Genomic DNA, 14,220 nt, shown 5'->3' with positions numbered 1-14,220 from the left:
TCACTGCCCCGCCTGCTCGGCCAGCTTGGCGACGTACAGGTCGCGCAGCACCTCGGTGCTGGCATTGCCGGCGTACTCGACGCCCAGCTGGTCCAGCTCGGCCTTGAGCTGCGCGGCCTTCATGGTGGCCGGGTCGAGCGGCGCGTCGCCCTCGCCGGCGGCGGTCTTGTTGCCAGCCTTGGCGCCCACGACCTCGAGCGTCCCGCGCTTGATCAGCGCTGCGGTGTCGCGCTTGGTGATGTCGATGGGCGCCTTGGAGGTCTGCAGGGGCGGGATGACCTCGCCGGCGGCGGTGACGATGGCGAAAGCCGCCAGGTTCTTGACGTGCTTTTCCATATCAGATGCCCTCCGCCTTGGTGAGCGCCAGCGGGTAGTACACCGCGACGCCGCCGGTGCGCGCCAGGCAAGGCACGACCAGCTCGAGATTGCGCGCCTGAGCGGCCAGCTGGTTGAACGGCATGGGGTTTTCCATGCTCAGGTTCTCTTCGCTGCGCTCGTACATGATCGCCAGCGACACGCCGCCGGTGCCGGCGTCGGACAGCTCGGGCACTTCCTCGATGCGCAGGCCAGGGTGCTGCTTGACGAAGAACTCGCCCACCGTCAGGCCGCCGGAGTCCGACAGGCGCTTGGAATACAGCGCCGCGTGCTGCGTGCTGGGAATCGCCAGCACGTTCGGCGTGTGCACGCCCTTGGACTGCAGTCGCACGGCGTTGTACAGCGCATTCAGATCGTCGAGAATCTGGTCGGCCGTGGTCGCCGGGTTGGCCCAGTCGCCGTTCAGCCCGGTCGTCATGCCGATGTTCGGGTGGTTGGTCAGTCCGTAGAGCTTGTGCTGGGCGTCGCCCACCATGGCGATCTGGTTCTGCTTGACCTCGATGGCGCGGCGCGCCGCGGCGGCCCGGCGCTGCGGCAGCGACGTGCGCATGGCGGTGCTGGCGCGCAGTTCACCCACGTTGTAGCCGTAGGAGTCGCCGATATCCTTGATCCGGGCGGTGACTTCCTGGCCGTAGACGTCCACGCGCGGCAGGTCGTCGGCGTAGTTGGCGATGATCTTGGCCATGCCGACCTGGTCATATACCTTGTAGGTGTAGGTTTCGGCCCATTCGGGCACTTCGCTGGACTGCGGAACCAGCTGCAGGCCCTTCATGGGGGGCATCTTCTTGTCGTAGGTGCGCGACTTGACGTAGTCGAGCTCCCGGGCGGCATAGATGCCCTCGTCTTCGCGCAGGCCGCCCATGGTCGGGGCAAAGGCCTGGACGCCGGCCAGGTCGGCCTCGTCGTAATGCATGTGTTTGTCCATCTTTCCCTCGCGGAAATGAGAAAAGCCCGCTCAAGGCGGGCCCTATGGGTGAGTTCGGCGACGTGCTTACGGCGCGGCGGGCGGCACGCTGAACGGATTGTGCAACTCCACCCGGGCGATCTGCTGGCCGTTCGGGCCGGTCACAATGCCGCTGCGGAAGACCGCATTGTTCAGGGTGTTGGCGCCGCCGTCCGACACCGTGCCGTCGGCGGCGAACTTCACCGGACCGTCCTCGGTCACGGCGCCGGCGGCGGTAACCCGCACCCACACCAGGCCGCGGGTCATGGTCGACACGCTGTCGCCCTCGACGTATTTGTAGGCGTCGTAGGGCAGCGTGGCGGTGTGCAGCGACACGCCGCGCACCTTGGTGCCGGGGCCCGCGACCAGCAGGCCGCTGGCATTGGTGCCGCACACCACACCCACGGCGACGTCGCCGGCGGCCGGGAACGATTCGACGCGGTCGTCGCCCGAATCCACTTTCATGCCGGCAAATGCCGGCAGCATGTAGTCTTCGTACATGTCAGCTCCTTATTCCTTGTTGCGGGCGGCGATCATGGCGGCGCGCGCCTGGGCGGCCGACTTGGGCTTGTCGCCGCTGTCCTGGTTCATGTCGGGGGTCGGCTTGCCGGGCTGTCCGGTGGCGGCCTGCCGCTGGGCGGCGGCGGCGTCCTGCCGGCCGGCCTTGTCGGCCACGGCCAGGTCGAAGGCCGCCTCGACGTAGCCGTCGGACTTGCCGGTCAGGTCGAAGCCATCGCCGCGGATCGCCTTGATGACGCCTTCGCGCAGCGCACGGTCGGCGGTGTCCGCCTTGAAGTCGACCTTGTGGGCGGTAGCGACGGCTTCCAGCTTCACGCGAGCCAGCGCGGACGCCTGGGCATCCTCGCGCGCCTTCTTGATGTCGCCTTCGGCTTTGTCGGCACGCGATTTCTCGGTGTCGGCGCGCGCGGACTCGGCGTCCACCTTCTTGCGCAGCTCGGCCGCGTCGGCGCGCAGGCGCTCCAGTTCGTTCGCCACTTCCGGGGCCGCGTCGTACGACAGGCCGGAATCGAGGCGGATCTTGACCATACTCATGTCATTGTCCTCTTCGGTTTTCGTTACGGCGTCTGCCGCGTCCAGGTTGAGCCGCGCATTGCCCGCGCGGCCGCGTTTGACCACCGCCAGGTGGTTGTATCGGATGTTTCGCTGGACGGCGTCGTACCGCTCGCCTGCCGGCGACACACCCGGGGTTTCGTCGAGCTGCAGCTTGTATCCGCAAGACAGCTCCTTCTTTCCGCCGTCGTCTACCGGCCCGGTGTCGTAGATCACAATGTCGCCGACCATGTCCTGGTCGCCGTCCTTGCGGCCTTCGGACAACACGGTGCCGATCATGTGCTGCTTGACGTTGGTGGCGGTCACCTCGCCGGGGTGCACGTCGGTCACCGGCACACCCTTCAGGCTGGCCAGGGAATCGGCGTTGAACACCTCTTCGGGAGGCCGGTATTCGCGGCGCTCGCGCCCCTGGCTGTCCACGTAGACGAAGACGCCGGAACGCGTGAGCACCGGCGTGTCCTTGATGTAGCCCTCGTCGGTGCGCGTGGCCTTGAAAGGCACGCGGTCGAATCGCATAACCATGGAAAATTCCTCAGTGGACGATTGCGGCGTCCAGATCGTCGAAGAGCGGCAGCACCGCCTCGGCCCAGCACCGGCAGCGAATCGGCTGCCCGGGATGGCCGTCCTCGGGTGGTTTGTCCCAGCGAAACACATGGCCCTCGCGCGCCACGTGCTCATCACGCTCGCGCTCGTCCAAGACGCCGCGCCACCGGTATTCCGCGACGCCGATGTTCTGCTGCCGGTAGGCGGTCAACTGGCCATTGAGCTTGCCGACCTGGTCGCGGGCGATCAGCTCGGCGCGATTGCGCGGCACCTTGTAGGTCTGGCGCACCTGCGCGGTCAGGTCCCGCAGGCTGGTGCCCTTCTGGACGGCGGCCACCACCTTGCCGTGCAAGCTGTCCAGGTACTGCGCCGGGATGGACCTGATGAGCTTGATATTCTCGGCCTCCCAGACGGCAGCCAGCTGGCGCAGCTCGGGCTCGGCCTTGAAGACGTCGACGCCATAGGCCTGGCGAATCGTCCGGTGGAACTGCTCGGCGTTGAAGCGCTCCACGCGCCGCGCCACCAGCGCCACCAGGCCGCTCACGGCCTCGTCGTCAACCGAAGCGGCGCCCAGGGCAGCCAGGAAGGCCTGGCGCAGCGTCTCGTACCAGCCTTCCGTCTCCGGAATACTGTTCAGGTCGTCGCCGCGCTGCGCTGGCCCCAGGGCCGGCAGGACATGCTCGGTCACCGCCTCGGTGGCCTGTCGGGCGATCCGGTCCAGCGCGGCGGCATAATCGGCTTCCTGCCCGGCCGGGTAGCGCCACTTACGCGGTTTCCGTGGCGTACTTCGTGGCCGCGGCGCGCCCGCCGGTGTCAGGTTTGAGGCCATACTTCCCGTGCTCCGTCATGTAGGCCCGGGCCTCGTCCTCGCCCAGGCCGTTGTCCACGGCGAGTGAGAGGGCCTCCATTTCGGCCTTCTCCGCCTTGGCGTTCGTCTCGCGCACGTCCGCTTCTTCCTTCGGCGTGGGGCTGGACAGGGCGGGCCAGCGGATGGACCAGTCCTCGGGCGGATTGGCGAAGGTCTCCTGCGCCAGGATCAGCGACACGATGCGCTCGAGTGCGGGAGTGGCCTTGTTGCTCTGCACGCCCTCGACCAGGTCGTAGTAGCCGTCGAAATCGGCCTCGCCCGTGGCGTTCTGGCCAGCCGGGGACCGACCGAACAGGATGGTGACCGGCATGCCGCATTCCGCCGACACGCCCACTTGGAACTCGTTCACCAAGTCGCGCACACCCGACACGTTGGCGTCGTGGATGGCGTATTCGTCCTCGCTGTCGATCGCCACGGTGTTCAGCAGGCCGCGTACGGCGTCCACCAGATCGATGCGCTTCTGTACCGCAGCCTCCATATCGTTGGAGATAGCCTCGGCCAGGCCCTTCATGCCATAGACACCCTGCTGTTTGCGCTCCAGCACCTTCAGGGCCAGCACCAGGGCCTCCTGGTAGCGGCAAATGGCTCGATAGGTACGCTCGACCGCAGTGCGGCCGGCCCACGGCACGCCCTTCAGCGTTGCCAGCCGGCGCGGCAGCGGATCGCCGGGAATCGGTATAAGCCGCGTTTCGTGCACGTAGAAGACCGCGGTGCCGTCATCCGGCGCCATGCTACGCACCCGGTAGACCTCGGGCATGCCGTAATTGGCCTTGCGCGGGTCGCGGTAGCGGCGCTCCGGCGCATCGACGTCCGTCAGGTCGAAAACCCGGAATTCCTGAATCTGGTGCAGCCGCTCCACATTCAGGGGCGTGTCCAGGCGCGCGCTGTCGTCGGTAATCGGCATCAGTACGGCGCCACCGGTCAGGCGCGCCCAGCGGATGCCGTCGGCCAGCGCCGGCAGCACTTTCAGACGGTCCAGCTCGGCCGCGATGCGTCCGTCGTCGCCGTCGATGGTGACGCCGCGCGCCACGGCGTCGTCGGCCGGCGCATCGACCACGCGGCCGAAAATGCCACCGCTGGCGTACAGCTGCAGCTCGGTCAGCGGCGCATCCTGGCCGGCCTGGAGCCGGCGGTGCCCGAGCAGCGCCGACTCGTAGCCGTCCGTGTGAAAACTCATATTCAACTCGCCAGCGCCGCAAAGCGCGATAGGTTGTCGCCCATGCTGTTGAAGGCTCGGGCCAGGGCGTCGACCTGGTCGTCGAAGGTGCCGTTGGGGAACATGGCCAGCTCGGCCTTCAAGGCTTCATTCCAGGGCGCGCGCAGCATGCGCACGTTGCCCACGTTGACCTGGGAGGCGAACGGCGCCGCCCGCGTGGCCTTGTCGCCAGACTCTGGCGTGAACACGAAGCGCGTGCCGCTCAGCTTCTTTCCCAGGTAAGCAGCCTGGGCCTTGCCAGCCTGGCCAGGATCCTGGGGAATCGACTGCAGCACCTTCACGCGGTCGGCCTTGGCCGTGTTGACCAGCAGGCGCTCGACGTCGTCAGGGCTGCCGCGCTCGCGCTGGATGTCGGCGATCCACAGAATGCCGTCCTTGTCCCTGCCCAGCTTCGCACCGACAGTCCAGTCGCCCTTGCCTTTCGACGCGGCCAGGTCCCAGCCGCGGTGCAGCTCGAGGCCTGCCGGCAGCGCGTCGACAATCTCGATGCGGCCGGGCTTGAACACGCCGCCGTCGCGCGGGCTGGGCCGCTGCATATACTGGCCGGCGAAAACGTAGGGGTTCGCCGCCTCCATGCGGTCCAGGTCGGCCGCGCTGTGCTTTTCCGGCCATAGCGGCGTGCCGTCCTCGTTGCGCGCCGGGATGCAGACATGCTCCCAGGCCTCGCCGTTGCCGCCATCCAGCAGCCAGCCCGCCAGATCGTTCTGGTGCAGGCGCTGCATGATGACGATGATCGGCGTATCGGGCGTGTTCGTCCGCGACTCCAGAGTGTTCTGGAACCACTCGATCACGCCTTCCCGAATCGTGTCGCTTTCGGCCTCGTCGGGCTTGTGCGGGTCGTCGATGACGATGGCCCCGCCGAAGCCGTCGCGCTGTTTGCCGGCGCCGAAGCCGGTGATAGCGCCCTCGGAGCCTGTGGCGTACATGACGCCGCCGGCCGTGGTCTTCCAGTCGTCGCGCGCCATCGAGGATGGATGCAGGCGCGTGTCCGCGAAGATTTCCTGGTAGGCGGGGTGGTCCAGGATGTCCCGGGTCTGCAGCGAGTTCTTGGCTGCCAACTTGGCGCCATAGGACGTGTGGATGAATTCGGCGTCCGGGTAGTGGCCCAGCGCCCAGGATATGAAATTCTGGACGGCTATCTCGGTCTTCGAATACCGCGGCGGCATGTTCACCACCAGGCGCCGGCATTCGCCCCGGAACACCCGCATCAGGGCATCGCAGAGGATCCTGTGCTGGCGTGCCCGCTTCCACGGGAACCGCCGGCGCTGGTAGAACATCCAGCGCGTGTAGAAGTACAGGTCGGCGCGCGCCAGTTCAGCCGCGGCCAACCGTTCGGCCGCGGTGAATTCGCGCATGTCAGACCTCGGTCAAGAGCTTGCGGGCCACTTCCTCGAATTCGGCCGTCGACAGGCTGGTGGTGGGGATTGGCCCGCCATTCGGACCAGAATGCTCGACCTTGTCCTTGAACATGCCCAGGTGCCGACCGATGTCGACCAGGGCGCCGCGCTTGTCGTGGAATTTGACCTTCAGGCCTTCCCGGCCCTCCGACACCTCGGCGATGGCGGCTGCCGTGTCGTCGTCGATATCGTTGGAAGCGACAAGCACCAGCCCGTGGTAGACCTCGGTGGTCGGCTCGCCGTCTTCATCCACCCCGGCCTGGATCTTGGTGCCACCCCACCGGACGGCCTTGCGAATGTCGGCGAAGCCGATCTTGGCCAGTTCCCTCAAGACGTGGTCCTGCGTGATCCCGGTTCGTTTTGACCGGGCGGCCTGGGCTTCCTGGATCGCCTTGGCGATATCAGGTTTTCTCAGGTTTTCTTCGCCGATGGAAGCCGCCGTCTTCTTGCTATACCCAGCCCGAATCGCCGCCTGCGTGGCATTCAGATCGACCAGATACTCTTCCACGAAGCGGCGCTGTTTGTCTGTCAGCGCCATTGAAATTTCCACCTATGCCCATACATTTCTCCTCCAGCGAAAACCAAGGCGATGCTGGACGCCAAATCCACTGGAGAAAGGAAATGTCCGAAGTACAAGAACTCGATACGGTGACTTACCTGGGCGGCGGGCTGCATGGCCTTACCCAGCGCATGCACGCAAATGTCAACTCCGCGATGGTCAGCTACCGCACAGAGCGCGAATGGGATGCGAACGTCCAGGACGTCTACCGACGGGTCAAACTGACCCGACCGCACCCTGAAGGCGGCCATCGCGACTTCATGGTGCTGGAAACCTGGGATACCGCGCGGGCCGATCAATACCTGTCCAAAAATCCACAATTCTGGACGCTGGAAGCTGCGGGGCGGGCGGATTAACGATTCAGCGCCCATCCAAAAGGCCACGGCTTGAGCTCCACATCGTGTCCCGGGGGATTGACGTAACGCGGATCTGATCAGCGGCTCATGATTGATCTCCCAATGAAAAAAGCCCCGGTTTTGGCCGGGGCGTTTCTTCAGGTCGTACTTGCTACGAGTGTGGCTGAATTCTGACTATCTTGTCCCACGTTGTCAAGGGGTGTCGGCCGCCGATCTTCGTTCAGGTCGACCACAATGCCGGTATCCCTCATGCACACGTCCAAGCGCAGCAGCGCGGCCCGGCGGGCGCCCTCGACCAGCACCCGGTATGCCGACGCCAGGCGCCCAATGTTCGATTTCGGCAGGTCGAAGCGGTCCGACAGTTCCCGCAGCCGTGGGCGCCCGCGCAGGATGTTCCCGACCAGCAGGTCGGTCAGTTCTCGCATACGGCTGTCCGCCGGCCATTCCGCATTCAGCCATTCCGACACGCGGCGCGCGCTGACGGCGCCCTCTGCGCCGGTGCCGTATTGCGCCCGCAGGATATGGAACCCGATGCCATCGCCTAGCGTGCGCTGCAGGGCCTTGACCGTGAAGACTGCCTGCGCATGCCAGTCGTGTGGTGACAGACCCGACAGTGCCCTGCGCTCGTAGGCTGTGTTGAAACGCTCCTGCAGGGCTTCGCAGACCAGCTGCGTGGGGTTCTTGGGCTCGATGGGAAGCGCCAGCATCAGGTAGGCCACGGCAATGGCGTGCTCGGGGCAGCTGAAGGTGCCCGGCTCACGGGCCGGAATGGTGGTGTCACGCATGGCGGTTCCCGTCCAGCAGGTCTTCAGGTTGAAATTTGACGATGGCGATCCTGACGGCCACGCCCGGCACGGCCGCGTAGCGCTTGCGCACCACCATGTCGACCACCTGCGTGTCGTCGTTCCAGACCACGCCATTGAAGGCGTCGAAAATGGCTTTGACGACGTTATCGGCGTCCGGCTTCTTGGTGGGCAGCTCGACGCCGGCTAGCGCCGCAGCCTGCTTGCGCTTGGGCCAGGACGTCGGCACCGGCAGCCGGATAGTCAGCATCGCGGATACCGGCCCATCCAGCGGCGGACGGCCGGCCATGGCCTGGTACCCGGTCAGCACCACCGTGCTCTCGTAGGTGATAGTCTTCTCGGGCGTGTATAGCTGAATGTGCTTGCCAAACTTGGCGGCGCGCGGCCGGCCCTTGCCGACCGGCACACCTGGGATCACGAATTCGAGCACCAGCTTCTCCTTTCTTCCTGCTGCGCACGCAGCCAAACAACTCGTTTTTCGACTACCGGGGCGAGCGCCGCGGCGAAATCTGGACATTCGTGGTCGCGAAGCGCGCCGCGGAATCGGCCGGGATGCGACGCGGCTTCCAACGCACACTGACCCAGACCTTGTTCCGCCATGGCGGCGTGCTTCTGCAGGCTGAACAGGCGGCAGCCGACGCACTGGACGGTATTTGGCGGCGTCATGCGTACCGCTTCCAGGCTGGCAAAGCGCGCACACAGTTCTGGCAGCGCGGGAAATTCCCGGGCACCAGCAGCGGCACCTGGGTTGTCTCGGCGCCACGGACGCCGCAGCTCGAGTACACAAACCGACCGCCCTCGCCCGTCAGCGCGCCGCGGTGGAGGTAATGGGCTTTGTCGCCGCGGAACGGCAGGATGCCCCAGCCCTGCTCGCGGACCACCGGCCAGACGCCAATGGCGAGGTAGCCGCCTCTCACAGCCATTCGTCGTACTCCCGCTTGTAGGCGGCGGCCAGCGCCCAGATCGCCAGGCCGAGGCAGACCACCAGCACCACGCCCAGGATGGCCAAGACCCAGATCATGACCGCCCCTCCCCGGCCGGCGCCGTAATGGCCCGCTCGGCCATGGCCAGGACGGCCGGCGCGTACCGGCGACCGCCCTTACGCTCCTGCTCGGCCAGAATCTTGTGGGCCCAGCGGAGCGGATCGCGGCCCTTCTGTGCCAGCACCTTGTCGGCGCCCATCTTGCGCATTGCCGCCGCTGCCTCTTCGCGCGTGGCCGCCGTCTGCCCAGGCGCTGGCAGCGACTGGCGCGGCTCCGGAATTTCCGGCCATGTCCCACGGGACAACTCATCGGCGAGCGTCTTTTCCCACCGCGCCTTGATCGACCCGTAGGCGCTGTTAAGCAGGTCCACCGAGCTCACGCCCACGGCGGCCCAGTACACCGCCGGGTGCGACCATTCGCCGATCTCACCGCGCTGGCGCGCCGACATGCCGCGCACGGCTTCGTGGTAGGCAACCTCCGGCGTCATCCAGGGGCAGCAAAGGCGTAGGAACTCCGGGAGCGTCGGCGGCCATTCCCGCAGGTGGCAAGCAGCCAGGCCTCGCCGCACCTGGGTCTCGTTCAGGCCGGCCAGCTTCTGGTCCCAGGACTCGCGCAGCTCGCGCGGCGACAGGCCTTGCCACTGCTGGGCGAACTTGGCGCCATACAGCAGCCGCATCTCGCGCACGACGAGAGCGCCAAGCGTCGCGTCGACAGTTTCAGCGTTGGCCACTTGCATCGATCACTCCCATGTCGATTTCGCGCGGCTTGCCGCGCAGTTCATCGTCCAGTTCGGACAGCCAATCGGCGCGCTGCTGCGAGGCCGATTTCCCTCGGGCGCTCTGCGACGGTTCGTCGCGCTGGCGGGCGCGCTCCAGCCAGGACGCTTTGAAGCCCTGCCAGGCGTTTTCTGCGGAGATTCGGACTGCCTCTGGCGGCGTGATGCCTGCGGCGGCGGCTTCGCGTTTGACGGCATCCCAGGCGGTCGAGGTTAACGGCGCGCCCTTGGCGCGGCGGACCTTCAGCCAGTCCTCGGCATGCTGGCGCTCGACGCCTTCGGCGATCAGCTCGCGGATGCCAAGCGCTCGAGGCAACCGGCCGGCGTCGACGGACGGAGGCGGCGAATCGCCGCGTAACGTAGAACCGCTAGGTTCTACGTAAGAGTCTCCCTGTCCCTGTCCCTCTCCCTGTCCCTTGGACCCCTTGTCCCCGGGGTTGTCTTGGGGACTGGTACCGCCTGGGCTGGGGACATTACCCACTTGTCCCTGTTCCTGTTGTGCGCTGTCCCCAGGGACAGGCAGCGGTTGTCCCTGGGGACAACCAAGCGACAACCAGGTGACAAAGTCGGGCACGACCACCTTTGTCCCGTGCCGCTGGTTGTGCTTCTTGACGCGACCGCACTCCGACCGCCAGCGCTGCTCCAGTTTGGATTGCCAGGCATCGCGGGCCTTTTCGGCCACCACGGGGTGATAAAGGCGGCCATCGCTGCACTCGATCCAGCCGCGCAGCGCGCCTGGTCGAACGTCATTCCATTCCTTGTCGATCCGCCCGCGCCGGGCGTAGCCGGCCTGCTTGGCGATCCATTGCTCGTCGTTCGGGATCGAGCCGGCCGGCACCTGGTGCCACGCCGCGCACCACAGAAGCACGGCGGCCCAACATGCCTCGGGGGTTTCGTTCGATGCCAGCTCGGAGTCGCGCAGGCGCAGCACGTCCAGCGGCATGAACTGGAAGTCCTGCAGATTGCAGTCGGCCGGCGTTAAAGGCTCGGGGCCGGCGGGGCTATTGGTCTTTTCCATAGACCCATCCTGCCGGCGGCGCCGGCGTTTGTATTTTGAACGAGGGCAATTTTTTTTCGGCCGGATCTGTGATAGGCAATGCCCGCGCCGGTGGAATACGATGGATGCTCAGTTCTGAGGAGACATACCCATGAACAGGGCGATCCGTGAATGGTTTGACTGGCGTGGCTGGACCGTCGCTGGTGCCGCAATAGCCATCGTGCTGGGCCTGATAGCAATCCGGTCGCCTGGATTCCGGGCGTTCATCGCACATCCAGCTACGGCAGGTTGGGCCGCAGCATTCGCAACTGCATTTACCGCCGCCGTCGCGCTGTATCTCGCTGGCCAGCAAACGAGAACACATAGGCGTGAGGCGGTGGAGCAAGCCGCGCTTTATGCAGCCTACCTTGCAGTGAAACTGGACCGCTACACGGCGGCGCTGGACATTGCAGCGACGGGCACCCTCTTTGACGACGAGGTCGACCATACACCCAAGTTTGGTAGGTTCCGCGAAGAGCTGGAGCAGGCGCTTCCAATCATCTCGGTCGAACACGCGGCTCACCTGGTTCCGATAGGAGAACGCACCGCGCACCAACTGGCGCGGGCCTTGTCGGAAGTCGAGGAGGTAAGACGAGACACTGATGCGTTGTCGCATAGGCAGAACCTTGCACCAGGCCATAAGGTGCCCAATCGCACTACGGAGCGGCTTGGCCTGAGGCTTAGTAGCGCGGTCGATCTGCTGAAGAAAGTCAATCTCGACTTGAATGCAATTGCTCTCGACTACGCTCCTGCGCCCGACCCGTCTGAGATATTCGGTGACGACTGAGAACAGACATACACTCGTCGCGCACGGGTATCCCCACCGCCAAAGGCTCGCAAAACCGGTCACTCGCCGAAATCTCCGAGGATTGCATCGATCATGCCGCCGGCGGCCAACACCGGCAGGTGGGGCCACAGCTGCGACGCGCCGCGCGATGACCGCAGGAACCCCACCGCGGCGTCATGGAATTCCTCCATCTGCGCCTGCTCCATGTCGGCGTAGCTGATCGACAGCGGAACGGCCTGCAGGTGGCCATCCGCTCCCGGCACGAATTCCACGTGGCCGGCGCCGATCTTCAACCAGGCCCGGAAGGTACGGAAATGCTCGAAGACCTCCTGCGCCTCGAACACGCGCTGCTCAAGCGCCATGTGCTTGCGGTGATACCAGCCCAGCCGTTCCTGGCGCGTGACGATCTCCATCGCCTCGCCGGGCTGCAGCTTGAAGATGCGATTCCACAGGCGGCGCCACTGCTTCTTGCCGCGCTCGCCCAGGCCGTCCACGGCACCGAAGATCACGCGGCGCGCGGCGGCCCTATCCTCTTCGGACACTTCGACAGGGTCTTGCTTGACCAGCAGGATTTCAGACACGGCCGCCCTCCACGGCTACCGGCATATCCATGCCGGCCATCCCCATCTGGTTTTCCAGCGACGCGCGCACGTTGCGCAGCGCCGTGATGGCCTCGCTGATCTCGCGGTGCGCGGCCGCCATCGTGGCCGGTGTTGCCTGGCCACCGAGCAGCGCCGCCGCCGCGGCATGCGCCTCGGCACCTTCGCGGATCATGGCGGCCACCTGGGTGATATCGACTCCGTCGCCAGCAGTCAGCGCCATCAGACGCACTGCCATGCTCATCGGCCGCAGAATGTCGTCCAGACAGTGCCGGCGGCGATCCACGGGCATCGCCGCCAGAATGGAGGGCAGGAAATTGGCGGGCAGCAGGTTCGTGTCCTTGCTGTCGTCGTCGAGCCAGCGAAACACGCGGTCGGCGTTGACCTTCATGCGCTCGAAGGTGTCGCGCGTGGCGGGGTCGAACAGGATGCCGCTGGACACCGGGCCGCCGATATCGGCGTGGGCGCGCACGATCTCGTCGACCACGGTTTCGCGCGACCAGCCTTCGGCTTTGCGCCAGGCCGATACGTGCTCGCGCACGACAGCGATCAGGGACTTGTGCGATTCGTTTCGCATGCCTTGGGCGGCTTGGATCGGTACAGTGCTGGACATGGGCAATCAGTCAGGAGGGCTACCGGAAAAATCTGGTCATGCGCGGCGCGCGGCGTTCAGCGTGACGCCCTGGCGCGTTCAAACATCGGTCGGGCCGATGGGAATGCGTTCGTCTTTGGGGTCGGGGTCAGGCATAAGCCACTCCGTGTTGGGCGGCCGGCTCCAGCCGGGTATGCTTGGAAGCGCCAACAACCAAACATTTCCAGGAGAAGCCGACCATGACTGACAAAAATTTGACTGATGGCCAACTGCGGGCGGGCCTCGACGCCGCAGACAACGAGTTTCTGGCGCTACGCCTCGCCGTCAAAACGTTGACAGTCGTGCTGGCAACGCATTTTCCCGACAGCCCAATTGCAGACACATTCGAAAGCGCGGCGACCGACCTCCGTGAACGGCCTGAAGTGCCGGCGCGCGTCGTCGAATATCTTTCTGAAATGGCCGAGGTAGCGCGGCGCGCTGTCGATAGTCGGGAATAGGCCATCAGGATGTTCCCTGCCGTCCCACCACGGCATTCACGCTGCCGGTGTCGAGCAACTCACGAATTCGCCACGGCAGCGGAAACGTCGAATCGTGCCGAATCGCATGCCGAATAGCCCGCGAAAGTGCTTCGATGTCCGTGCTGCCAATAGCTGTGAAGTACTCCGCGACAGCATCAACGCTCAAAGGAAGGCGCCCAAAAATGTCTGCCGATATGAGCAAGAGCTCTATGGGTCGCTGAAACTCCGAAGGAAACCTGTTCATGTTCGAATCCAAATTGAAGAATCATTCACTGGCGGAAATTGAGGCCGCCATTGCTAAAGCACTCTCGGACCTCAGCGGAGAAAATTTCGAAGCCCGATTGCATTCGCTGGAGTTCGGCCGGCAGGCGGGAAATTGGCCGACTGGAAGTTGCGATATGGCGCTCACCCTCGATCGCGTGCGTGAAACTCCTCTCTTTTCGGCCGTGCCAGGACAACCAGTGCAAGAGGCGCGTGAACCAGCGGCAGAACTCCGATCCGAATGAGGACATCACGCCACCTCCTGCTGGGCGACCTTCGGGCCGGTTGCCGTTCCCCTCAGGTAAGCCCAGTCGATGTCGGGGCGCAACGATTCGCACGGCACGGCGCCGCCCGATTCCCGATCCAGGAGGATGCACAGCCCCTCCCCAAGTTCTTGGCCAATCGACATCGCCTTGCGCAGGTAGCCCAGCGACGTCTGGCAGCGGCTGGCGTAGGCGATTTGCTCAGCCTTCGGAAGGCTGTTGAGGTAGGCGCGGAGTCTTTCCATGCCAGAAGCTTACCTGTAGGTAAGCTTTTA

21 protein-coding genes are annotated in these 14,220 nt (G+C 65.4%); 4 read left to right on the top strand and 17 right to left on the bottom strand.

Annotated features, from left to right (window positions below; all coding sequences use genetic code 11):
* The 8 genes from BPET_RS04970 to BPET_RS04935 form a co-directional block, all read right to left on the bottom strand.
* Window positions 1–336 carry a hypothetical protein gene (locus BPET_RS04970; protein WP_012247994.1) on the bottom strand — a complete coding sequence of 112 codons (336 nt, stop codon included), beginning with the start codon at window positions 334–336 and terminating at the stop codon, window positions 1–3.
* 1 nt (window position 337) lies between these two features.
* Window positions 338–1,288: a DUF2184 domain-containing protein gene (locus tag BPET_RS04965; protein ID WP_231852655.1), complete on the bottom strand. Its 951-nt coding sequence runs from the start codon at window positions 1,286–1,288 to the stop codon at window positions 338–340.
* Between the two features lie 78 nt (window positions 1,289–1,366).
* Window positions 1,367–1,819, bottom strand: a complete 453-nt coding sequence (locus tag BPET_RS04960) for a structural cement protein Gp24 (protein ID WP_012247992.1) — start codon at window positions 1,817–1,819, stop codon at window positions 1,367–1,369.
* A 9-nt stretch (window positions 1,820–1,828) separates the two neighbouring features.
* The gene (locus BPET_RS04955; protein WP_012247991.1) at window positions 1,829–2,911 is read right to left on the bottom strand and encodes a DUF2213 domain-containing protein; all 1,083 of its coding nucleotides are present in this window, start codon (window positions 2,909–2,911) and stop codon (window positions 1,829–1,831) included.
* 10 nt (window positions 2,912–2,921) lie between these two features.
* Complete coding sequence (locus BPET_RS04950) at window positions 2,922–3,761, bottom strand: phage head morphogenesis protein (protein WP_012247990.1); 840 nt, start codon at window positions 3,759–3,761, stop codon at window positions 2,922–2,924.
* Window positions 3,697–4,977, bottom strand: coding sequence for a phage portal protein (locus BPET_RS04945; RefSeq protein ID WP_012247989.1), 1,281 nt, complete (start codon window positions 4,975–4,977; stop codon window positions 3,697–3,699). The genes BPET_RS04950 and BPET_RS04945 overlap by 65 nt, the downstream gene beginning before the upstream one ends.
* A 2-nt stretch (window positions 4,978–4,979) precedes the next feature.
* The gene (terL, locus tag BPET_RS04940; RefSeq protein ID WP_012247988.1) at window positions 4,980–6,371 is read right to left on the bottom strand and encodes a phage terminase large subunit; all 1,392 of its coding nucleotides are present in this window, start codon (window positions 6,369–6,371) and stop codon (window positions 4,980–4,982) included.
* A 1-nt stretch (window position 6,372) separates the two neighbouring features.
* Window positions 6,373–6,951, bottom strand: coding sequence for a terminase small subunit (locus tag BPET_RS04935; RefSeq protein WP_012247987.1), 579 nt, complete (start codon window positions 6,949–6,951; stop codon window positions 6,373–6,375).
* 83 nt (window positions 6,952–7,034) lie between these two features.
* Here BPET_RS04935 and BPET_RS04930 point away from each other — a divergent pair, with 83 nt between their 5' ends.
* Complete coding sequence (locus BPET_RS04930) at window positions 7,035–7,328, top strand: hypothetical protein (RefSeq protein WP_012247986.1); 294 nt, start codon at window positions 7,035–7,037, stop codon at window positions 7,326–7,328.
* A 137-nt stretch (window positions 7,329–7,465) separates the two neighbouring features.
* Here the strand turns inward: BPET_RS04930 and BPET_RS04925 are convergent, their stop codons facing one another.
* From BPET_RS04925 to BPET_RS25420, 5 genes are all read right to left on the bottom strand, one after another.
* Window positions 7,466–8,113: a hypothetical protein gene (locus BPET_RS04925; protein WP_012247985.1), complete on the bottom strand. Its 648-nt coding sequence runs from the start codon at window positions 8,111–8,113 to the stop codon at window positions 7,466–7,468.
* Complete coding sequence (locus BPET_RS04920; RefSeq protein WP_231852654.1) at window positions 8,106–8,561, bottom strand: RusA family crossover junction endodeoxyribonuclease; 456 nt, start codon at window positions 8,559–8,561, stop codon at window positions 8,106–8,108. Before BPET_RS04920 ends, BPET_RS04925 begins: the two co-directional genes overlap by 8 nt.
* Window positions 8,546–8,797: a hypothetical protein gene (locus tag BPET_RS27000; protein WP_162098127.1), complete on the bottom strand. Its 252-nt coding sequence runs from the start codon at window positions 8,795–8,797 to the stop codon at window positions 8,546–8,548. The genes BPET_RS04920 and BPET_RS27000 overlap by 16 nt, the downstream gene beginning before the upstream one ends.
* Window positions 8,798–9,148: 351 nt before the next feature.
* Window positions 9,149–9,850 (bottom strand): hypothetical protein, encoded by a 702-nt coding sequence (locus BPET_RS04910; RefSeq protein ID WP_012247982.1) that lies wholly within the window; start codon window positions 9,848–9,850, stop codon window positions 9,149–9,151.
* Window positions 9,831–10,907, bottom strand: a complete 1,077-nt coding sequence (locus BPET_RS25420; RefSeq protein ID WP_012247981.1) for a DUF1376 domain-containing protein — start codon at window positions 10,905–10,907, stop codon at window positions 9,831–9,833. The genes BPET_RS04910 and BPET_RS25420 overlap by 20 nt, the downstream gene beginning before the upstream one ends.
* 130 nt (window positions 10,908–11,037) lie before the next feature.
* Between BPET_RS25420 and BPET_RS04900 the strand changes: the two genes are divergently transcribed.
* Complete coding sequence (locus tag BPET_RS04900; protein WP_012247980.1) at window positions 11,038–11,712, top strand: hypothetical protein; 675 nt, start codon at window positions 11,038–11,040, stop codon at window positions 11,710–11,712.
* Between the two features lie 59 nt (window positions 11,713–11,771).
* Here BPET_RS04900 and BPET_RS04895 read toward each other — a convergent pair whose 3' ends face one another.
* On the bottom strand, window positions 11,772–12,293 hold the full coding sequence (locus BPET_RS04895) for a DUF1367 family protein (protein WP_012247979.1): 522 nt from the start codon (window positions 12,291–12,293) through the stop codon (window positions 11,772–11,774).
* On the bottom strand, window positions 12,286–12,924 hold the full coding sequence (locus BPET_RS04890; RefSeq protein ID WP_012247978.1) for a toxin YdaT family protein: 639 nt from the start codon (window positions 12,922–12,924) through the stop codon (window positions 12,286–12,288). Before BPET_RS04890 ends, BPET_RS04895 begins: the two co-directional genes overlap by 8 nt.
* Window positions 12,925–13,142: 218 nt before the next feature.
* Here BPET_RS04890 and BPET_RS04885 point away from each other — a divergent pair, with 218 nt between their 5' ends.
* Window positions 13,143–13,400: a hypothetical protein gene (locus tag BPET_RS04885; protein ID WP_012247977.1), complete on the top strand. Its 258-nt coding sequence runs from the start codon at window positions 13,143–13,145 to the stop codon at window positions 13,398–13,400.
* 4 nt (window positions 13,401–13,404) lie between these two features.
* Here BPET_RS04885 and BPET_RS04880 read toward each other — a convergent pair whose 3' ends face one another.
* A complete protein-coding gene (locus tag BPET_RS04880) occupies window positions 13,405–13,665 on the bottom strand; it encodes a hypothetical protein (RefSeq protein WP_041862716.1) in 261 nt (86 codons plus the stop codon).
* On the opposite strand from BPET_RS04880, the gene BPET_RS26505 reads away from it, so the two are divergent.
* Window positions 13,664–13,927, top strand: a complete 264-nt coding sequence (locus BPET_RS26505) for a hypothetical protein (RefSeq protein ID WP_151208937.1) — start codon at window positions 13,664–13,666, stop codon at window positions 13,925–13,927. The two genes, BPET_RS04880 and BPET_RS26505, sit on opposite strands and share 2 nt — an antisense overlap.
* A gap of 5 nt (window positions 13,928–13,932) precedes the next feature.
* Here the strand turns inward: BPET_RS26505 and BPET_RS04870 are convergent, their stop codons facing one another.
* Window positions 13,933–14,190: a transcriptional regulator gene (locus tag BPET_RS04870; protein WP_012247976.1), complete on the bottom strand. Its 258-nt coding sequence runs from the start codon at window positions 14,188–14,190 to the stop codon at window positions 13,933–13,935.
* Window positions 14,191–14,220: the final 30 nt, after the last annotated feature.

The organism is Bordetella petrii (assembly GCF_000067205.1).
GTDB classification, from domain to species: domain Bacteria; phylum Pseudomonadota; class Gammaproteobacteria; order Burkholderiales; family Burkholderiaceae_B; genus Bordetella_A; species Bordetella_A petrii.
Note: the sequence above shows the minus strand (reverse complement) of the source record. Positions and strands in the feature narration are given on the sequence as shown.